Source organism: Halopelagius longus (assembly GCF_900100875.1).
Taxonomy (GTDB): domain Archaea; phylum Halobacteriota; class Halobacteria; order Halobacteriales; family Haloferacaceae; genus Halopelagius; species Halopelagius longus.
Window position 1 is genome coordinate 182,455 of record NZ_FNKQ01000005.1, and the last position, 20,053, is coordinate 202,507.

At 65.2% G+C, this 20,053-nt stretch carries 14 protein-coding genes; 8 read left to right on the top strand and 6 right to left on the bottom strand.

The window, feature by feature from the left end; translation table 11 throughout:
- Window positions 1-10 precede the first annotated feature (10 nt).
- The 4 genes from BLS11_RS17200 to BLS11_RS17215 all read right to left on the bottom strand — a co-directional run bounded on the left by BLS11_RS17200 (window position 11) and on the right by BLS11_RS17215 (window position 4,361).
- Window positions 11-1,141, bottom strand: a complete 1,131-nt coding sequence (locus BLS11_RS17200) for an ABC transporter ATP-binding protein (protein WP_092539030.1) — start codon at window positions 1,139-1,141, stop codon at window positions 11-13.
- 8 nt (window positions 1,142-1,149) lie between these two features.
- The gene (locus BLS11_RS17205) at window positions 1,150-1,986 is read right to left on the bottom strand and encodes a carbohydrate ABC transporter permease (protein ID WP_092539031.1); all 837 of its coding nucleotides are present in this window, start codon (window positions 1,984-1,986) and stop codon (window positions 1,150-1,152) included.
- Window positions 1,986-3,005: a carbohydrate ABC transporter permease gene (locus BLS11_RS17210; protein WP_092539032.1), complete on the bottom strand. Its 1,020-nt coding sequence runs from the start codon at window positions 3,003-3,005 to the stop codon at window positions 1,986-1,988. The genes BLS11_RS17205 and BLS11_RS17210 overlap by 1 nt, the downstream gene beginning before the upstream one ends.
- 78 nt (window positions 3,006-3,083) lie before the next feature.
- A complete protein-coding gene (locus tag BLS11_RS17215; RefSeq protein WP_309473057.1) occupies window positions 3,084-4,361 on the bottom strand; it encodes an ABC transporter substrate-binding protein in 1,278 nt (425 codons plus the stop codon).
- A gap of 249 nt (window positions 4,362-4,610) precedes the next feature.
- Between BLS11_RS17215 and BLS11_RS17220 the strand changes: the two genes are divergently transcribed.
- Window positions 4,611-7,754, top strand: coding sequence for a beta-galactosidase, LacZ type (locus tag BLS11_RS17220; protein WP_092539033.1), 3,144 nt, complete (start codon window positions 4,611-4,613; stop codon window positions 7,752-7,754).
- Window positions 7,755-7,808: 54 nt separating this feature from the next.
- Here the strand turns inward: BLS11_RS17220 and BLS11_RS17225 are convergent, their stop codons facing one another.
- Complete coding sequence (locus BLS11_RS17225) at window positions 7,809-8,618, bottom strand: SDR family NAD(P)-dependent oxidoreductase (protein WP_092539034.1); 810 nt, start codon at window positions 8,616-8,618, stop codon at window positions 7,809-7,811.
- A 66-nt stretch (window positions 8,619-8,684) separates the two neighbouring features.
- Entirely contained in the window at window positions 8,685-9,839 is a 1,155-nt protein-coding gene (dgoD, locus tag BLS11_RS17230; RefSeq protein WP_092539035.1) for a galactonate dehydratase, read from the bottom strand.
- Between the two features lie 403 nt (window positions 9,840-10,242).
- Between dgoD and BLS11_RS17235 the strand changes: the two genes are divergently transcribed.
- The 7 genes from BLS11_RS17235 (at window position 10,243) to BLS11_RS17265 (ending at window position 20,019) form a co-directional block, all read left to right on the top strand.
- A complete protein-coding gene (locus BLS11_RS17235) occupies window positions 10,243-11,001 on the top strand; it encodes an IclR family transcriptional regulator (RefSeq protein ID WP_175454492.1) in 759 nt (252 codons plus the stop codon).
- A gap of 670 nt (window positions 11,002-11,671) precedes the next feature.
- On the top strand, window positions 11,672-13,033 hold the full coding sequence (locus BLS11_RS17240; protein WP_092539037.1) for an NAD-dependent succinate-semialdehyde dehydrogenase: 1,362 nt from the start codon (window positions 11,672-11,674) through the stop codon (window positions 13,031-13,033).
- A complete protein-coding gene (locus BLS11_RS17245) occupies window positions 13,030-14,610 on the top strand; it encodes an acetolactate synthase large subunit (protein WP_092539038.1) in 1,581 nt (526 codons plus the stop codon). Before BLS11_RS17240 ends, BLS11_RS17245 begins: the two co-directional genes overlap by 4 nt.
- 383 nt (window positions 14,611-14,993) lie before the next feature.
- Window positions 14,994-17,132 (top strand): catalase/peroxidase HPI, encoded by a 2,139-nt coding sequence (gene katG, locus BLS11_RS17250; protein ID WP_092539039.1) that lies wholly within the window; start codon window positions 14,994-14,996, stop codon window positions 17,130-17,132.
- 284 nt (window positions 17,133-17,416) lie between these two features.
- Entirely contained in the window at window positions 17,417-18,232 is an 816-nt protein-coding gene (locus BLS11_RS17255) for a DUF7847 domain-containing protein (protein WP_092539040.1), read from the top strand.
- A gap of 102 nt (window positions 18,233-18,334) precedes the next feature.
- Window positions 18,335-19,741 carry a DUF6498-containing protein gene (locus BLS11_RS17260; protein WP_092539041.1) on the top strand — a complete coding sequence of 469 codons (1,407 nt, stop codon included), beginning with the start codon at window positions 18,335-18,337 and terminating at the stop codon, window positions 19,739-19,741.
- A gap of 80 nt (window positions 19,742-19,821) precedes the next feature.
- Window positions 19,822-20,019, top strand: coding sequence for a hypothetical protein (locus BLS11_RS17265; RefSeq protein WP_092539042.1), 198 nt, complete (start codon window positions 19,822-19,824; stop codon window positions 20,017-20,019).
- Window positions 20,020-20,053: the final 34 nt, after the last annotated feature.

Below are 20,053 nucleotides of genomic sequence, written 5' to 3' on the forward strand. Positions count from 1 at the left end.
GGGAGAAGGGTCAGACGCTGTTGCGCGTGACGTACTGGTCGTAGTCCACCTCGGTTTCGCTCGTCTTCGTCTTGAGCGCCTCCTGCGTGTCCGCGTCGAACAGGTAGAGGTCCTCCTCCGCGAAGTCGAAGCTGACCACCGTCCCCTCCTCGGGGCGTATCTCGCTTTCGACGCGAGCGGTCAGGGCCACGTCGCCCATCTCGGCGTAGAGGAAGTTCTCGTTGCCCATGTGTTCGACGACGGTCACCTCGCTGGGCATGCACCCGTTCGAGACGGGGTCCATGTCCTCGGGGCGGACGCCGACGCGCACTCGGTCTCTGTCTGCGACCGGCGACCCGTCTTCGAGCGTGTACGTGAACCCGCCGGGTCCGACGAGGGTGTCGCCGTTCACTTCTGCGGTGAACAGGTTGATGCTGGGACTCCCGATGAACCCGGCGACGAACTCGTTGGCCGGCGAGCGGTACACCTCGTTCGCGGTGCCGACCTGCTGGAGTTTCCCCTCGTCGAGGATGGCGATTCGGTCGCCCATCGCCATCGCCTCCACTTGGTCGTGGGTCACGTACGCCGTGGTGACGCCGAGTTCCTGCTGGAGCTCTTGGAGTTCGGTCCGCATCACGGACCGAAGCTTGGCGTCGAGGTTCGAGAGGGGTTCGTCCATCAGGAACACCTCCGGGTCGCGGATGATGGCGCGGCCGAGCGCCACCCGTTGCTGTTGCCCGCCGGAGAGCTCCTTCGGTTTGTCGTCCAGCAACTCCTCGATGCCGAGCAACTCGGCGACGTCCTCGACCTGCCGGTCTATCTCGTCGCTCGACTGTTTCGTCGAGAGTCTGAGGGGGAAGCCGATGTTCTTCCGCACGGTCATGTGCGGGTACAGCGCGTAGTTCTGGAACACCATGGCGACGTTCCGTTCGCGCGCGCGTTGGTCCGTCACGTCGTGTTCGTCGAACTCGATTCGACCGTCGGTGACGTCTTCGAGTCCGGCGATACAGCGGAGCGTCGTCGTCTTCCCGCACCCCGAGGGGCCGACGAAGACGATGAACTCTCCGTCCTCGATCGTGAGGTCGAGGTCCTCGACCGCGACTATCCGGTTGCCGTCGTCGCCGAACTCCTTGCGAAGGTTCGTGATATCTATCGTTGCCATTGTTTTTCCTATTGTTTGACCGAGCCCGAGAGGATTCCCTTGATGAAGTACTGCTGCAGGAAGATGAACGTCAGGAAGATGGGGATGATCCCCAGCGAGGTGGCAACCATCACTTGGTCGAAGTACACCCGCTGTTGCCCCACGAGTTGCGCCAACGCGAGGGGGATGGTGAACATCTCCTCCTCCTGGAGGATGACGAGCGGGTAGAGGAACGCCTGCCACTGGTTGAGAAAGAGGATGATCGCGAGCGCCGCCAACGACGGAAGCATCGTCGGCAGCGCTATCTTGTAGTACAGTTGGAACTCCGTCGCGCCGTCCATCCGCGCCGATTCGAGCAACGCGTCGGGGATGGCTTTCATGTTCTGCCGCATCAGGAAGATTCCCAGCGGGTTCGCCGCCCACGGGAGAATCACCGCGAGGTACGAGTTCGTCCACCCGAGTTGCGTCATCAACAGGAACAGCGGGATGATGAGCAACTGAATCGGGAGGACGAGCGTCGCCAGTATGAAGTAGAACAGCGGCTCTTTGAACTTGAAGTCGTACTTCGCGAAGGCGAAGCCCGCCATCGAACAGAGGACGAGCGACAGCGCCGTGTACGAGACGGAGATGATGAGGCTGTTGCCGATGCTCCGAACGAAGTCTACGTTCTCCTGCAACGCGCGGAAGTTTTCGAGGTAGTGGATCCCCGGAAGGAGGCGGGGCGGCCACGAGAAGAACTCCGACTGCGGAATCGTCGCCGCCACGATCATCCAGTAGATGGGTATCATCACGAGCGCCGTGATAGTCAACAGGAAGATGTAACCTCCGAACTTCCACAGCGCCTCTCTCTTGGTTTCTTGCCGCATTATTCGGTGCCTCCGTACTGGATCTGTATTATCGACATGATGCTCACGAGGACGACGAGCGCGACCGAGACAGCGCTCGCGTATCCGAGGTTCAGTTGGAGGAACGCCTGCCTGTAGATGTACTGTACCATCGTGATCGTCGCGTTGGACGGGCCGCCGCCGGTGATGACGAACGGTTCCGCGAATATCTGGAACGTCCCGATGGTCGAGGAGACGACCACGAACAGAAGCACCGGCCGAAGCTGCGGGAGCGTCACGTAGCGGAACTTCTGCCACCGCGTCGCGCCGTCGACTTCGGCCGCTTCGTACAGCTGTTCGGGGACCGTCTGGAGGCCGGCCAGCAGGATGATCATGTTGTACCCGAGCCAGCGCCAGGTCACGGCGATGACGAGCGTGATTCGCGCCCACCACGCGTCGCCCAGCCACGGAATCGCGTCGGCGCCGAGGCTCTGGAGGACGTAGTTCACCAACCCGACGTCGCCGTTGAACAGCAACAGGAAGATGGTGGAGTACGCGACCAAGCCCGTCGCCACCGGCAGGGCGATGAGCGTCCGGAACAGCCCCTTCGCTCTGATGAACTTCGCGTCGAGCACGAGCGCCGTCGCGAGGCCGAGTACGACCATCAACGGCACTTGGATTAAGAAGATGAACGAGGTGTTGAACAGGGACTTGTGGAACAGCGAGTCTTGGAACAACAGCCGCTCGTAGTGGCTGAGTCCGACGAACTCCAACTCGGCTATCTGCGGTATCGCTATCTGGAGTACCCCCAAGTCGACGGTCAAGAGCACCGCGTTCGACGACCCGAGGTACTCGAAGAACGAGAGGTACAGCGTGTACGCCGTCGGGAACAGCAGGAATATCCCGAACAGGACGAAGAACGGCGAGATGTACAGGTACGGAAGGGCCGGTATCCGCGGAACGACGTCGGAGACGCGCTGGCGACGGTACCGGAACTGGTCGGCGAGCCGCCGGTACGCGCCCGACGAGCGAACTCTCGATTGAATCGCGTTCAGTACCATTCGGTCACACCTCCGTCGTCGCTGGCGCGTTCGTCCGGTTCATGGTGGTGGCTCCGGGTCGGGGCGCGTGGAGACGCATTATGCTACGTCGCGGTCGGTTCGGCTGGCGACCGTCTCCGCGGCGCTTTGCATGGCCTTCTCCGGAGACTTGCCGTCCAGCATGTTCCCGATTTCGGTGTTGATGGCGTCGATGACCTCCGGCGTATCGACCGTGTAGCGGTACGGCTCTATCTCCGTCGCCACCTCCGCGAACAGGCGGAACACCGCCTGCCCGCCGTAGAAGTCGAGTTCCTCGTCGTAGATGTCGGACTCGTACGCGGAGGTGAGCGACGGGAACAGCCCGTACTCTTCGAGCATCATGTTCTGGACGTCGGGCGTCGTCATCGCGTACTCGATGAAGTCCCACGCGCGTTCGACGGTCCCCTCGTCGTCGATTTGGGAGGGAATCGCCATGTTCGAACCGCCGCGGTTCGACGCTCGGGTGCCGCCCTTCTCGAACGCCGGGAGTTTGTACACGCCCCAGTTTCCGGCGGTGTCCGGAAGCTCCGCGCGGAGGGTGCCGTCCATCCACGCGGCGGTGGGGATGGAGGCGAGCGTTCCCTCGGAGAACGCGGTGAACCACCCGCCGGACCACATCTCGATGCGCTTCGTGATTCCGGCGTCGTGCATGTCCTTGATGAGCTGGGCGGCGCGGACGCTCTCTTCGCTGTTGATGCTCACTGCGCCGTCCTCGGTGAACGGTTGCCCGCCGAGTTGACGGAACAGCATCCGCCACATCTGCGGCACCGCCTGCGTCGGGATGTTCACCATCGCCACGTCGTCGGGGAGTTGCTTTCCGGCCTCGATGAAGTCGTCCCACGTCTCGATCGACTTCGGGTCGATGCCGGCCTCCTCGTAACGGTCCCGCTTGTAGAACACGCCGGTCGGGCCGATGTCCCACGGGAGCGCGTAATCCTTCCCGTCGACGCTGACCGTCTGCCACTTTCCCTCCACGATGTCCTCGCGGACGCCCGCCTCGTCGATGCGGTCGGTGAGGTCCATCAGGCCGTTCTTGCTCCCGTAGGCCGTCACGTCGTAGTTCTGAATGGACGAGAAGTCGGGCGCTCCCTTTCCGCTCGTAATCGCGGTCTGGAACCGCTGTTCCCACGTGGTGCCGCCCATCTCCTCGACCGAAACGTCGGCGTCTTTCTCCTCGTTGTAGGATTCGGCGGCGGAGGCGAGCGCTCTAGCGGCGATGTTCCAGGCCCACCCGTTAGCCGAGGACGCCATCGACGCCGTGGACTCCCCGCCGGTTCCGGTGTTCGATCCGCCGTTACCTCCGCCGTCGCTTCCGCCGGTGCTGACGCAGCCAGCCACTCCAGCGGCACCCGCTATTCCGAGCGCGTGCACGAACTGTCGACGGCGTACACTAGGGTCTGCAGAGTCTTTCATGGTTAACCCATCGAGACCATCTATGTGAAAATGCATTAACATTTCGGTGGGTCGCCTCCCGTTTCGGCGGAGCGTTCCCCCCGCGGCCGGTTTCGTTCGGAACCGCGTTCCCGCGACTGCGGCACCCACCCAATCGAAAGAACCATACTCGTTCACCGTGCCACGTACTGCCACATGGGTGACGACTGGCAATCCCCGGAGATTATCGGCAGGAACCGGCTCCGTCCGCACGCGGACGTGTTACCGTACGGCGACGTCGAGGCCGCACTCGACGGGGCCCGCGGCGCGTCGCCGTGGATTTCGCTTCTGAACGGCGAGTGGTCGTTCGAGTTGTCCGAGACGCCGGACGACGCCCCGGCGGGCTTTCAGGACCCGGCGTACGACGCGAGCGACTGGGACGACATCGAAGTGCCGTCGAACTGGCAGACGGAGGGGTACGGAACCCCACACTACACGAACGTCGTGTACCCGTTTCCGATGGACCCGCCGCACGTCCCGACGGAGAACCCGACCGCCTCGTACCGCCGCGCGTTCCACGTCCCCGAAGAGTGGGACGAGAGGCGGGTTCGCCTCCACTTCGAGGGCGTCGATTCGGCGTTTCACCTCTGGGTGAACGGCGAAGAGGTAGGATACAGCGAGGGGAGTCGCCTCCCCGCGGAGTTCGACGTGACCGAGGCGGTGACGCCCGGCGAGAACACCGTCGCCGTCCGCGTGTACAAGTGGTCCACGGGAAGCTACCTCGAAGATCAGGACATGTGGTGGCTGAGCGGCATCTTCCGGGACGTGTACGCCTACGCGCTTCCGGCGACCCACGTCGAGGACGTGGATATCCGAACCGAACTCGACGACGCGTACGAGGACGCGCACCTCCGCGCCGCGGTGGACGTGCGCAACGAGGGCGAAGCGTTCGCCACCGCGGACGTCGAAGCGGAACTCGTGGACGAGAACGGGGGCTCGGTTCCGGCGTCGCTTTCGGGGCAGACCGTCTCCCTCGACGCCGGGGAGGGCACCACCGTCACGTTCGAAGCCGAGGTGGACGACCCCGAGAAGTGGACCGCCGAGACGCCGAATCGCTACGACCTGGCGGTGACCGTCTCCGAGGGCGGTCGTTCGACCGTCGTCACCCAACCGGTCGGGTTCCGAGAGGTCGAACTCCGCGACGGGCGACTGCTGGTCAACGGCGAGGCGGTGACGATTCGCGGCGTCAACCGGCACGACTTCCACCCGGACCGGGGCCGGGCGGTGCCTATCGAGGCGATGCGCGAAGATATCGAGATGATGAAGCGGCACAACATCAACGCCGTGCGGACCGCCCACTACCCCAACGACACCCGCTTCTACGACCTCTGCGACGAGTACGGTCTGTACGTCCTCGACGAGACGGACATCGAGTGTCACGGGATGGAGTTCGCCGAGTCCGTCCAACACGTCAGCGACGACCCCGACTGGGAGGACGCGTACGTCGACCGGATGGTCCGGACGATAGAACGCGATAAGAACCACCCGAGCGTGATAATATGGTCGCTGGGCAACGAGTCCGGGTTCGGCGCGCACCACCGGACGATGGCCGAGGTGACGCGCGAACGCGACCCGACGCGACCCCTCCACTACGAGCAAGACTTCGAACAGGAGGTCGTAGACATCGTCGGCCCGATGTACCCGACGCTGGATGAACTCGAAGCGTGGGCCGAAGAGGAGGACCCGGACCACCCGGTGATTCCGTGCGAGTACTCCCACGCGATGGGCAACGGACCGGGGAACCTCCGGGAGTACTGGGACCTGTTCTACGAACACGACCGCCTGCAGGGCGGGTTCGTCTGGGACTGGTTGGACCAAGGCATCCGGCGGACGACGGCGGACGGCGAGGAGTGGTTCGCCTACGGCGGCGACTTCGGCGACGAACCGAACGACGCCAACTTCAACATCAACGGCCTCGTCTTCCCCGACCGGACGCCCTCGCCGGGTCTGACCGAGTACAAGAAGGTCATCGAACCGGTCGTGCTCGAGGCCGACGACGCCGAACGGGGGCGGGTTACCGTCGAGAACCGCTACGACTTCCGTTCGCTCGACCACCTGACCGCGACGTGGCGGGTGCTGACCGACGGCCGCCTCGTCCAGAGCGGAACCCTCGACCTGCCGTCCGTCGCGCCCGGCGAGAGCGACGTCGTCGCCGTCCCCGTCGAGAGCGAGTATCTGGGGGAGGACGGCGAACACGTCCTCGGCGTCGAGGTGTCGCTCTCCTCGGAGACGGCGTGGGCGGAACGCGGCCACACCGTCGCGACCGGCGAGTTCGAACTCCCCGTCGGCGGTGACCCCTCGGACCCCGTCTCGGCCGCGTCGTCGCCGCTTCGGTGCGAGGAGAGCGAGGAGGGTATCGTCGTCTCGAACGCCGAGTTCGAACTCGTCTTCGACGACACGTACGGCGTCGTCGATTCGCTGTCGTACCGCGGACGGAGCCTCCTCGAACGCGGCCCGCGGGTCGGGATGTGGCGCGCGCCGACGGACAACGACCGGGGGCTACCGCTTCCGCGAACGCTCCTCTCGACGCTGACGAAGCGATACGGGGCGGAAGAGACCCTCGGGTCGCAGGACGTTCGGTCCATCGGGTTCGCGCAACTGTGGCGCGAACACGGACTCGACAGCCTCCAGTTCCGCACCGACGACGTGACGCACGAGGTTCACGGCGACGACGCGGTGACCGTCTCCGTCTCCGGGCGACTCGCCCCGCCGATTTTCGACCACGGGTTCGGCGTCGAACAGACGTACGGTATCGAATCCGACGGCACGGTGACCGTCGAAACCGAAGTCGAACCCGAGGGCGACCTGTCTGCGCTCCCCTCCCTCCCCCGTCTCGGGCTGGATCTGACGCTGGACGGCGACTTCGACAACGTGACGTGGTACGGGCGCGGCCCCGGCGAGTCGTACGTCGATAGCAAGGAGGCGAACCTGTTGGGTCGGTACTCCCGGAGCGTCGACGAGTTGCACACCCCGTACGTCGCCCCGCAGGAGAACGGCAACCGGACGGACACGCGGTGGGTGACGTTCACCGACCAGCGCGGAATCGGCGTCCACGTCGCGGGCGACGGGACGTTCGACTTCGGCGCGCACCGCTACAGCACCGACGACTTGGAAGCCGCGGACCACCGGCACGAACTGCCGCGCCGCGACGGCGTGTGGGTGTCTCTCGACGACGACCACTGCGGACTCGGGTCCGGCAGTTGCGGCCCACCGACGCTTCCGCAGTACCGCCTCGAACCCGAACCGACGACGTTCACCTTCGAACTCCGGCCGTTCACGGCCGACGGCGAGGGACTCTGAGGCCCGTCCGCGGCGCACCGCGATGGAAACGCTTCGACGCTACTTTTCGGCGCGTCACTCCACCTGCGACCGGTAGTCGCGGTAGATTTCGTCCTGCATGACGGCCGTCCGGCCGCCGTCGACGAGGATGCTCTCGCCGGTGACGAACGAGGCGTCCTCGCTGGCGAGGAACGCGGCCATCCCCGCGACGTCGGCGGGCGTCCCGAGGCGGCCGACGGGATGTATCTCTTCGGTGTACTCGTACCGGTCGCCGAGTTCCTCCTGCGTTCGCGCTATCTCTATCCACCCCGGGTTGATGGTGTTGACCGTGATGCCGCGGGGGCCGAGTTCCAACGCGAGCGCTCGGGTCATCCCGTTGATACCGGCCTTGACCGCGTTGTAGGGGAACAGTCCCGGCATCGTGAGGTAGGCGTGGTTCGAGGACATGTTGACGATGCGCCCGCCCTCCGGCATCCGTTCGGCCGCGTGTTTCGAACAGAGCCAAAACGAGCGGAAGTCCGTCTCGACGACGAACTCCCAGTCGTCCATCGTCGCGTCCTCCGCCGTCGTCTCCGTCTGGACGCCCGCGTTGTTCACGAGGACGTCTATCCGGCCGTACTCCTCGACGGCGTGGTCGATCAACGCCTCTATCTCGGCGGGGTCGCGCATGTCCGCCGGGACGAACGTGGCCTCGCCCCCCTCGGCGCGGATGGAGTCGGCCACCGCCTCGCCGGCGTCCCGCGACCGGCCGTTGACGACGACGGACGCCCCCTCCGCCGCGAATCGGCGGGCGACTCCCTCGCCGATGCCGCGCGTCGACCCGGTGACCAGAACCACTCGCTCCTCGTGTCTACCTTCGACCGCGTTCGCAGTCGGTGCTGTCATGCGTGTTCACACGGTACGAGGGGGGTCGTAAATAGATTCCGAGCGGGCGAAACCGAGCGCCGGGCGCTACCACTCGGTGATGCTGCCGTCCTCGTGCCGCCAGATGGGGTTGTGCCAGTTGACGGTCTTCTCGGCCTGTTCGCGGACGTACGCCTCGTTTATCTCGATGCCGAGGCCCGGCGCGTCGGGGACCGACACGTAGCCGTTGTCGTACTCGAAGACGGTCGGGTCTTCGAGGTAATCGAGCACGTCCGAGGTTTCGTTGTAGTGGATGTTGAGGCTCTGCTCTTGGATGAGTGCGTTCGGCGTGCAGGCGTCCACCTGCACGCACGACGCGAGGGCGATGGGTCCGAGCGGACAGTGCGGCGCGAGCGCAACGTCGTACGCCTCGGCCATGCTCGCTATCTTCTTCACCTCGGTGATGCCGCCGGCGTGCGAGAGGTCCGGTTGAATCACGTCGACGGACCCGTCCTCGAACACCTCCTTGAAGTCCCACCGGGAGTACATCCGCTCGCCGGTGGCGATGGGAATCGTGGTGTGGGCCGCGATGTCCGGAAGCGCGTCGTTGTGTTCCGGGAGGACCGGTTCCTCGATGAACATGGGGTCGTACGGTTCGAGAGCCTTCGCGAGGCGCTTGGCCATCGGCTTCGTCACTCGGCCGTGGAAGTCGACGCCGATGTCGACGCCGTCGCCGACGGCCTCCCGGACCTTCCGGAGTCGGTCCACCGCGTCCTCGACGGTCGCCGGGTTGTCGACGCGTTCCAGTTCCTCGGTGGCGTTCATCTTCAGCGCCGAGAAGCCCGCTTCGACCTTCTGTTGGGCCTCGTCGGCCACCTCGGACGGTCGGTCGCCGCCGATCCACTGGTAGACCCGGATGCTGTCGCGCGCCGCGCCGCCGAGGAGTTCGTACACCGGCGCGCCGAGACTCTTTCCTTTGATGTCCCAGAGCGCTTGGTCGATACCGGCGATGGCCGACATGAGGACGGGGCCGCCGCGGTAGAAGCCGCCGCGGTACATCGTCTGCCAGTGGTCCTCGATCGGGTTCACCGGTTCGCCGAGGAGGTAGTTGTCCATCAACTCCTCGACGGCGGCCCGGACCGTGTGCGACCGGCCCTCGACGACCGGTTCGCCCCACCCGACGGTTCCGTCGGCCGTCTCGACCCGTAGGAACAGCCACCGGGGAGGCACCTCGAAGAGTTCGTAATCGACGATTTGGTTCATCGTTGCGTCATCTCGGCTCGTAGATTGTGTGTCCGATTTCATAGTTGTTCCGCAGGTTCGCCGTCGTGCGAGGACCGCCGAGGCGTCCGCACGTACCGGTGTCTCGCCGTCGGACGGTCGGTTTCCGTCGCCGAGGCTCTCGGCCCTAGCGAACCGAAACCGCGTACTGTAGTACGCCTATCACCGGGGTAACATCTTTATCGATAATGTATAAAACTTCTCGTGGCAGCAATCGAGCGGCGGCGACGGGCGTTCACCGACGGAGAACGCTTCGGCGGAATTCCGCCGCCGGTGGGTCGTTTCGCTCGGGCGGGCGGGGCGGATACCGCTCTCGATGACGCTCGACGCCCCCGGTTGTTTACCGATAGCGAACATTTTTCCGTGCCTGCTGTCACGTACCCGTATGGCCGACGAACAGATCCGAATCAAGTCGATCGCCACCTGCTTTCGGATCGTAGAGCAGATTCAGGCGGACGGGAGCGCGGGCATCAGCGAACTCGCACGGGAGGTCGGCCTCTCGAAGAGCGCCGTCTACAAGCACGTCCAGACCCTCTGTCGACTCGGGTATCTCGTTCGAGAGGGCGACGAGTACCACCTGAGCCTCAAGTTTCTCATGCTGGGGACGGAGGCCCGGAAACGGCTCCCACTCACCGTCGCAGAGAGAGTCGTGACCGAACTCGCGGAGACGACGGGCCACACCACGAACTTCATCGCGCGCGAGAACGACCGCGGTATCTACGCGCTTCGGGTCGAACCGGAGGGGATGACTTCGAAGGCACAGTTAGAGGGGAAGGAAGCCCCCCTCCACGCGACCGCCGGGGGGAAGTCGATATTCGCCTACCTCGACGAGGACGAACGCGACGAGATAATCGAGCGAACGGGGTTAGAGGCGTTCACGGACAAGACCATAACGGACCGGGCGGTCCTCGACGAGGAACTGCAGTCGGTACGCGACAAGCGGGTCGCGTTCGACCGCGAGGAGTTCATCGACGGCGTACAGTGCGTGGCGTCGCCGGTTCTCGCCAGCGACCACTCCCCCATCGGGTCGGTGAGCGTCACGGGCAACATCCAGATCATGTCCGGAAAGCGGTTGGAGGAGGAGGTGGTCGGACTCGTGGTCTCTGCCGCCAAGACCATCGAGAAGGAAGTCCGCACCACCTAATCGTTCGCCGATGGCGAACGGGGGTCGGGCCGCCCCCAGATGTACGCTGCGTTCGTGGTGCTTGGTGTCAATCTACACGTTCACGCCTCCCCGGCGGGTGGTAGAGAGACGGCTACCGTCCCCTATCGTTCACTAATAGTTAACGAGGCGGCGGACCCCGGTCGAATCGGAACCGAGCGTCACCGTTCTCCATTACGCTCCTACATCTGTAACGCTACGCGTATGGGCCGTTCGCTGGGACGTGGCGTCGGAGCGTCCTTCAGCGGCAGAGAGGTAATCTTGTACTATTTGTCCACGATAGCGGAACCCTTATGATAGATTTCCGCATACATATTCCGTGGCCGAGAGACCGAGAACTATACCGTGAGGCGTCGGTTAGACGCATCTTCCAGAGTCCGAGGCAATTTCTTCCGCAATCCCGCCGAGAAATGAGATACGGAGTCGTCAACTAGACGGCCGTAGCGGCCTCTTCACCGGTGAATTCGCCGTCCTTACACTAGGCCATCGTTCCTTCGTTTTCTGCGTCGAGTGAGTCGTGTATAGAAATTTTGTATTCGGACAATACCATCTGGGTCGGCGACGTGGGCGAATCGGAGAATTTCAGCGCCGCGGAATGTGTCACGATAGTACGAGATGGAAGTTAAGCGCGTCGAGCCGAAACTACCCGAGGATGGAAGCCGTCAATCCCGCGACCGGCGAGGAGGTAGAGACGTACGAGACGCAGACGGAGGAGGACGTAGACGACGCCCTCGACAGGGCGACGGACGCGTTCGACGAGTGGCGAGCGCGTCCGCTCCGCGAACGCGAGGAGTTGCTGGAGGCGGCGGGCGACGTGCTTCGGGAGAACAAGCGCGAGTACGCCGAAACGATGACCCGCGAGATGGGCAAGCCCATCACCCAAGCGGTGTCGGAAGTCGAGAAGTGCGCGTGGGCGTGCGACCACTACGCGGAACACGCCAGCGCGTACCTCCAACCCGAGCACCACCCGAGTCCCTCGGGATCGACGGTCAAGACCGTCTACGAGCCCATCGGACCGGTGCTCGCGGTCATGCCGTGGAACTTCCCCTTCTGGCAGGTGTTCCGGTTCGCCGCGCCGTACGTGACGGCGGGGAACGTCGGCCTGTTGAAGCACGCATCGAACGTGCCGGGGTGTGCGAAGGCCATCGAGGACGTGTTCCGCGAGGCGGGCTACCCCGAGGACGTCTTCCAGTCGCTTCTGATTCCCTCGGACCTCGTGGACGACATCGTCGAAGACGACCGGGTCCGAGCCGCGACGCTCACGGGAAGCGGACCGGCGGGCCGCGCAGTCGCCGCCACCGCCGGGGAGAACCTCAAGAAGACCGTCCTCGAACTCGGCGGGAGCGACCCCTACGTCGTCTTGGACGACGCCGACCTCGACGCCGCCGTCGAAACCGGCGCGTGGGCGCGCAACCAGAACGGCGGCCAGTCCTGCATCGCCGCCAAGCGCTTCGTCGTCCACGAGGCCGTCTACGACGACTTCCTCGACCGGTTCGTCGAGGAGATAGACTCCTACGTCGTCGGCGACCCGATGGACGAGGAGACGGACGTCGGCCCGCAGGCCAAACCGAGCCTGATGGACGAACTCCACGAACAGGTCGAAGAGAGCGTCGAAGCGGGCGCGAACGTCGCCCTCGGCGGCGAACCGATGGACCGCGAAGGAGCGTTCTACCCGCCGACGGTCCTGACCGACGTGCCCGAAGGGTGCCCCGCCGACACCGAGGAGGTGTTCGGCCCGGTCGCGACCGTCTACGAGGTGTCCGACGAAGAGGAGGCCGTCGAGAAGGCCAACGACACCCAGTTCGGCCTCGGCGCGAGCGTCTGGACCGAGGACCGCGAACGCGGAGAACGCCTCGCCCGGCAGATAAACGCCGGATGCGTCTACGTCAACCAGTTGGTGAAGTCCGACCCCCGCGTGCCGTTCGGCGGCGTCAAGGAGTCGGGCTACGGGCGCGAACTCTCCGAGGTCGGAATCAAGGAGTTCCTCAACGAGAAGACGGTGTGGGTCGAATGAAGGCATCCGACCTGTTCGTCGAGTGCCTCGAACGGGAGGGCGTCGAACACGTTTTCGGCATCCCCGGCGAGGAGACGGAGGACCTCCTGTTTTCGCTCCGCGACTCGGACGTGACGTTCGTCCCGGTCCGGCACGAACAGGGGGCCGCGTTCATGGCCGACGTGCACGGCCGGTTGACGGGCGAGGCGGGCGTCTGCCTCTCGACGCTCGGCCCGGGCGCGACCAACCTGCTGACGGGCGTCGCCGACGCCCACCGCGACAAGAGTCCGCTGGTGGCCGTCACCGCCCAGGGCGGACTCGAACGACTCCACAAGGAGAGCCACCAAGCCCTCAACGTCGTCAGAATCTACGAGTCGGTGACGAAGTGGAACACCCAACTGGACGACCCGGGCATCATCCACGAGTCGGTCCGCAAGGCGTTCAAGGTCGCCGAGTACGAGAAGCCCGGCGCGACGCACCTCGAACTCCCCGAGGACGTGGCGGCCGAAGAGACGGACGCGCGTCCGCTTCCCGTCCGGGAGGACGTCCGCTTCGCCGCCCCCGACGCCGACACCCTCGACCGGGTGAAGGAGTTGCTCCGGGAGGCGGACCGACCGCTGATAATCGCCGGTAACGGCGCGGTCCGGACGCACGCGGCGTCGCAACTCCGCGAACTGGTGCGCGTCACGGACCTCCCGGTCGCGTCGACGTACATGGGCAAAGGCGCGGTGTCGGACGCCGACGAGCACTCGCTGATGACGCTCGATTCGGGCGCGGACGGCGAGGCCGCAAGCGCCATCGAACAGTCGGACCTCGTGCTGACGGTGGGCTACGACATCGCCGAGCACGACCCGGCGAAGTGGGGGCGGAGCGACACCCCCGTCGTCCACGTCGACACCGAACCCGCGGAGGTGTACGAGGCGTACAACCCCGCAGTGGAGGTTGTCGCGGACATCGGCCGAACGCTCGAAGAACTCGCCGAGTGGTGCGGGGCCGGCGAGTTGGGGTTCGACCCCGACTGGTACGCCGACCTGCGCGAACGCATCGTCGAGGACGTAACCGTCGAACCCGCGGAGTCGGCGCCGTTCACCGTTCGGGGGGTGCTCCCCCTCCTGCGGGAGGCGATGGACCCCGAGGACGTTCTCGTCTCGGACGTGGGGAGCCACAAGATGGCGATAGCGCAGAACTTCCCGACGTACGAGCCGAACACCTGCATCGTCTCGAACGGCCTCGCCTCGATGGGGATTTCGGTCCCCGGCGGCGTCGCCGCGGACCTCGCGACGGACGGAAACGTCGTCGCCGCGACGGGCGACGGCGGGTTCCTGATGAACGCCGCCGAGATAGAGACGGCGACCCGAATCGGCTGTGAGTTCACCATCGTCGTGTTCGTAGACGACGACTACGGCCTCATCTCCGAGAAGCAACGCGACCACACCGGTGAATCGTTCGGAACCGGGTTAGGCAACCCCGACCTGGTTCCCTTCGCCGAGAGTTTCGGAATCGACGGCTACCGACCGCAGTCGCGGGCGGAACTCGAAGCGGCCATCGAGGAAGCAGTGGGCGGCGACATGTCGCTGATAGCGGTCGACGTGGAGTGACGGCGCGCTTCCGCGTCGGACTCGGACCCTCTCGGTTCGTCCGCTCAAACTGTCGCCCCGTTTTCGCTCGCTAATCAGCGACAGCCTCACACTTCGAAGGGAGGAGATGACCATCACGCGATACACCTGACTCAACCGAGCTACCGCTAACGACGTATATTCGGCCGGCATCTCCGGATACAACGGAGATACCTCGCAACGCTCGGCGCCGCCGCCGTCGTCCCGCGCTACGCTCACTGAGAACTAGGTTGGCATTTGCTAAAGATAATTTTAGGAGCCAAGAACTCCACTTTCCGAGTGGAGACAAATAGAACTGTGAGCAAAAGAATTACCGTAGAGTTCATAAGGTATACTCGCACATTCCGAACTAGGAGAGATAACTGATGTCTGAAAACAAACGCAAGCGAAACCACGAGTGGTGGCCGAACCAGCTGAAGTTAGACGTTCTCGACCAGAACGCCGAGAACGTCGGCCCGTACGACGACGACTTCGACTACGCCGAGGAGTTCCAGAAGCTCAACCTCGAAGAGGTGAAGGCGGACCTCAAGGACCTGATGACCACGTCGCAGGAGTGGTGGCCGGCCGACTACGGCCACTACGGTCCGCTGTTCATCCGGATGGCGTGGCACAGCGCCGGCACCTACCGCACCGTCGACGGCCGCGGCGGCGCCTCCGGCGGAAACCAGCGCTTCGCGCCCCTCAACAGTTGGCCCGACAACGTGAACCTCGACAAGGCGCGCAGGCTGCTGGAGCCGATAAAGCAGAAGTACGGCCGCAAGCTCTCGTGGGCCGACCTCATCGTCCTGGCCGGGAACACCGCCCTCGAATCGATGGGAATGGAGACGCTCGGCTGGGCCGGCGGACGCGAGGACGAGTTCGAGCCCGACGAGGCCGTCTACTGGGGTCCCGAAGACGAGTGGGAAGCGCCCCAGGAGAACCGCTTCGACGAGGAGGGCGAACTCGACGAACCGCTCGGCGCCACCGTGATGGGGCTCATCTACGTGGACCCCGAGGGCCCGGACGGTAACCCGGACCCCCTCGCGTCGGCGGAGAACATCCGAAAGGCGTTCGGCCGCATGGCGATGAACGACGAGGAGACCGCCGCGCTCATCGCGGGCGGACACACGTTCGGGAAGTCCCACGGCGCCACCGACGGCGACACGGGACCCGAGCCCGAAGCGGCACCTATCGATGCTCAGGGCCTGGGTTGGACGGACGCCGGCAAGGGCTCGGAGACGACCGGTAGCGGCATCGAGGGCGCGTGGAACGCGTGGCCGACGATGTGGGACACCTCCTACCTCGACAACCTGCTCGACTACGAGTGGGAACTGACGGAGAGTCCCGCCGGGGCCAAGCAGTGGGAACCGGTCGAGGAGGAGGCGCACGACACCGTGCCGGACGCCCACGACCCCTCGGAGAAGCACGCCCCCATGATGATGACGTCGGACCTCGCCCTCAAGCGGGACCCCGAGTTCCGGGAGATAATCGAGGGCTTCCGCGAGGACCCCAAGGAGTTCCAGCAGGCCTTCGCTCGCGCGTGGTTCAAGCTCATCCACCGCGACATGGGCCCGAAGGAGCGGTTCCTCGGTCCGGACGCCCCCGAGGAGACGTTCATCTGGCAGGACCCCCTCCCCGAGGCCGACTACGACCTCATCGGCGAGGAAGAAGCCGACGAACTGAAGGAGGAGATTCTCGACTCGGAGCTCTCCGTCTCCCAACTCGTCAAGACGGCGTGGGCGGCGGCGTCGACGTACCGCGACAGCGACAAGCGCGGCGGCGCCAACGGCGCTCGCATCCGCCTCGAACCGCAGAAGAGCTGGGAGGTCAACGAGCCCGCGCAGCTGGAGACGGTGCTTTCGACCTACGAGGAGATTCAAGAGGAGTTCAACAACTCGCGCTCCGACGACGTGTGCGTCTCGCTGGCCGACCTCATCGTTCTGGGCGGTAACGCGGCCGTCGAGAAGGCCGCGGAGGACGCCGGGTACGACGTCGAGATTCCGTTCGAGCCCGGCCGCACCGACGCCACGCAGGAGCAGACCGACGAGGAGTCCTTCGAGGTGCTCAAGCCGAAAGTCGACGGGTTCCGCAACTACTTCGGCGGCGAGTACGACCAGCCCGCAGAGGACCTGCTGGTCGACCACGCCGACCTGCTGGACCTGACGGCCTCGGAGATGACGGTTCTGGTCGGCGGCATGCGCGCGCTGGGCGCGAACTACCAGGACTCCGACCTCGGCGTCTTCACCGACGAGCCGGGGACGCTGACCAACGACTTCTTCGTGAACCTGACCGACATGGGCTACGAGTGGGAGCAGGCCTCGGAGTCCGAGGAAGTCTACGAACTGGTCGACCGCGAGACGGGCGACGTCGAGTGGAAGGGCTCCCGAATCGACCTCATCTTCGGGTCGAACTCCCGTCTGCGGGCCATCGCGGACGTCTACGCGGGCGAGGAGGAGAAGTTCGTCGAGGACTTCGCGGACACCTGGAGCAAGGTCATGAAGCTCGACCGCTTCGACCTCGAGTAATCTCGCCCGAGAACCGTCCGTTTCGGACCGCGACCGTCCGTCGCGTCCGACACCTCGCGTAACTCCCGCGACGTTCTACGCGGCGTGCTTCCCGCCGACGGACGTTCATCGTCGACCCTTACACCGTTACGAGCGTAACGAGACCGATCACTCGTGACCGGGCCGGTCACGGAGGAGCGGCGTACGCACTGACGGCGCTCGTACCGATTCTCGCGGCGTTCTGAGTGTGGGCTGTTAACGCGATGACCAGTAAACCTTTCAGTTGAGAGTCAAAAATACGTGATATGGCAGTCGGAAAAGCCCTCCAAAGCGTGCCGACGGCGTTGGCGCGCAACCCCCTCATCGTCGCACTGTTCGCCGTGTTCGGCCTCGTACAGTCCGTACAGGTGGTCACACAGCAACTGAGTCCGATAGTCGGACTGGCACTGTCCGCCCTCACGATCCTCCTGTACGTGCTGGGGATGCCGTTCGTCCAAGGCGGCCTCATCGCCATGGCCGACGAGTCCCTCCGCGGACGCACGACGCTCGGGACGTTCCTCCGCGCGGGAAAGTCGAACTACCTGTCGCTGTTCGGCGCGACCCTCATCGTGTTCTTAGTGAACGCCCTCATCGGTATCGCCGTCGTGGCGGCCGTCCTCACCGGGGCCGTCTCGCTCGCGGCAGTAGAGAGCGGGAGCGGACTGCTCGTCGCCGGGGCGGTCGCCCTCCTCGCGGCGGTTCTCTACCTCGCGTTCTCCTTCTTCGTCCAATTTTACGGCCAAGAGATAGTCCTAAACGATGCCAGCGCCGTCGCGGGCCTCAAGGGAAGCGCCTCGCTGGTGCGGAGAAACCTCCTGAGCGCGGCCGGCTACCTCGTCGTCTCGTTCGTCGGCGGCGGTGCGCTCGGAGCCGTAATCGGGGTCGCGTCGACTCTACTCCTCCCGCAACCGAGCCTCCACGGGACACTGAACCAAGCGGCCGTTCCCGGTCTGGTCGGCTACATCGTCGTCACGGTTCTCGTGACCGCACTCCTCGGGAGCATCCTCCTCGTGTTCTCGGTGGCGTTCTACAGGGAGATTCACGGCGGTCGCTCCCGGACGTCGGAGGCGGCGGGCGTCTGAAGGCTACTCCGTCGGCCGTCTCCGGTCACGGAGTTAGCGGCCCCATTACCGCGTTATAAACATCGTAACGGCGTTCTACTCGGTGACGCTCACCGCCTCGAAGTGAATCGAACTCGCCTCTCCGTCGGGCAGGGAGCCGGACTGGCGAGCGTCGTCGCCGTCAACCTCGTACCGGTGGTCGGCGTCGCGGCGTTCGGATGGAGCCTCGCGTCCCTGCTCGCGTTGTACTGGTTCGAGGCCGTTTCGACGTCGCTGGTCGCCGCGGCGAAGGCCCTGTTCGCCGAACGCGCGTCCGCCGACGAGGGCGTCCGGCTCAACCCTCTGAGCGAACTCCGGGAGAAACGCGGCGGGGTGCGCATCCGCCCGGGGTGGCCGCGAGCGTACGTCCGAAACGTTCCCTTCGCGGCCGGAATCGTGAGCACGTCGACGCTACTCCTCGCGGGCTACGGATTCGCGTTGACGGCCGAACTCTCGATACGACCGACCGACGCGTTCTCGACCGGAGTCCTCCTGAGCGCCGGCGGACTCCTCCTCGCTCGAATCGTCGAGTTCCGCGTCGAGTATCTCGGGCGGGCGGAGTACGCCGACACGTCCGCGCGGACGATAGCCGCCGCACCCGCGCGTCAGGTCCTGTTTCTGACCCTCATCGCGTCGATTGCGGCCGTCCTCGAAGGGCGGGAGGGCGGCGTCGTCCTCCTCGTCGGCGTCGTCGCCGCCAAGACGCTCTCCGAGTCGTACGGTTTCTACGCGGAGCATCTGGACCGCTCCCCCGGGCGCGTGGGGAGGTGGCTCCTCGGACCGCGGGACGCCTCCGACCCGCCGCCGACCGTCGAGATGCCCGACGACGACCCGAGGATACGCGTCCGAACCGACTCGAAGGCGGTGTTGCTCGGCGCGTTCGCCCCCCTCGCCTCCGGTCTCCTGAGTCGTCCGGGCTACGTCGGAGCGGTCCTCGCGGCGGCGGGCGTCCTCGCTCTCGGACCCGCCGTCGTGGCCGTCGCAGTCGGCCTGTTGACGGTCGTCGCGGCCGCCAAAGTCGGGAGCTACTACCTCCGCTACGGGACGGTCGAGTACCAACGGCGGGGTGACCGCATCGTGGCGTACGACGTCGCCCTCGGCGAACCGCAGTGGGCGGTCGACGCAGACGAAGTAGACGACGTTTCGGTCCGGAATCGAATCTCCGACCGACTGCTCGGGACGACGACCGTCGAGTTATCGGGGGTCGAGTCCGCGGGGCGGTCGGCGCTCGAAATCGGTCCCGTCGACGACTTCCACCGGGTCGCGGAGGCGTTCGGACTCCCCGTGAACGATGCGAGTCACCCGGAGACGAATCGGAGGGCGGTCGTCGTCGCACTCGCACTCGCGGCCTGCTTTCTGGCCGTGCCGGCGGGACTGTTCGTCGCGCCCGGCGTCGCCGCCGGGACGGCAGTCGCCGTCACGTTCCTGCTAAGCCCGTTCGTCCTGTTGGTCGTCGGCGCGTTGGTCGGCGAGGCACTGTCGCTGTTGTGACGGTGGCGTCGCGGGGGTCGTCCGCACGAACCGACGGTCGGTCCCGAAACGTCTAAGGTATCTAACCGTAACTGCGGAGTATGGTCCCCCTGTTCGTTCCCGGACTGCCGGGCGGTCCCGAACTCCTCATCGTCCTCCTGATGGTGGCGATGTACGTCGTACTGCCGGTTCTGGGTATCGTAGCCGTATACAACTTTTTGGACGGCAAGCGCGGATACGAAGAGCGGATTACGCGCCTCGAACGGCGGGTTGCGGAACTCGAAGACGAACTGGAGTAAACCCCGCCGCCGAGCCGACGAGTTCGACGGGTCC

Bases quoted from the DNA above. Each gene is read 5' to 3' on its own strand.
- BLS11_RS17200 (WP_092539030.1), bottom strand. From the start codon at position 1,141: ATGGCAACGATAGATATCACGAACCTTCGCAAGGAGTTCGGCGACGAC.
- BLS11_RS17205 (WP_092539031.1), bottom strand. From the start codon at position 1,986: ATGCGGCAAGAAACCAAGAGAGAGGCGCTGTGGAAGTTCGGAGGTTAC.
- BLS11_RS17210 (WP_092539032.1), bottom strand. From the start codon at position 3,005: ATGGTACTGAACGCGATTCAATCGAGAGTTCGCTCGTCGGGCGCGTAC.
- BLS11_RS17220 (WP_092539033.1), top strand. From the start codon at position 4,611: ATGGGTGACGACTGGCAATCCCCGGAGATTATCGGCAGGAACCGGCTC.
- BLS11_RS17225 (WP_092539034.1), bottom strand. From the start codon at position 8,618: ATGACAGCACCGACTGCGAACGCGGTCGAAGGTAGACACGAGGAGCGA.
- dgoD (WP_092539035.1), bottom strand. From the start codon at position 9,839: ATGAACCAAATCGTCGATTACGAACTCTTCGAGGTGCCTCCCCGGTGG.
- BLS11_RS17235 (WP_175454492.1), top strand. From the start codon at position 10,243: ATGGCCGACGAACAGATCCGAATCAAGTCGATCGCCACCTGCTTTCGG.
- BLS11_RS17240 (WP_092539037.1), top strand. From the start codon at position 11,672: ATGGAAGCCGTCAATCCCGCGACCGGCGAGGAGGTAGAGACGTACGAG.
- BLS11_RS17245 (WP_092539038.1), top strand. From the start codon at position 13,030: ATGAAGGCATCCGACCTGTTCGTCGAGTGCCTCGAACGGGAGGGCGTC.
- katG (WP_092539039.1), top strand. From the start codon at position 14,994: ATGTCTGAAAACAAACGCAAGCGAAACCACGAGTGGTGGCCGAACCAG.
- BLS11_RS17255 (WP_092539040.1), top strand. From the start codon at position 17,417: ATGGCAGTCGGAAAAGCCCTCCAAAGCGTGCCGACGGCGTTGGCGCGC.
- BLS11_RS17265 (WP_092539042.1), top strand. From the start codon at position 19,822: ATGGTCCCCCTGTTCGTTCCCGGACTGCCGGGCGGTCCCGAACTCCTC.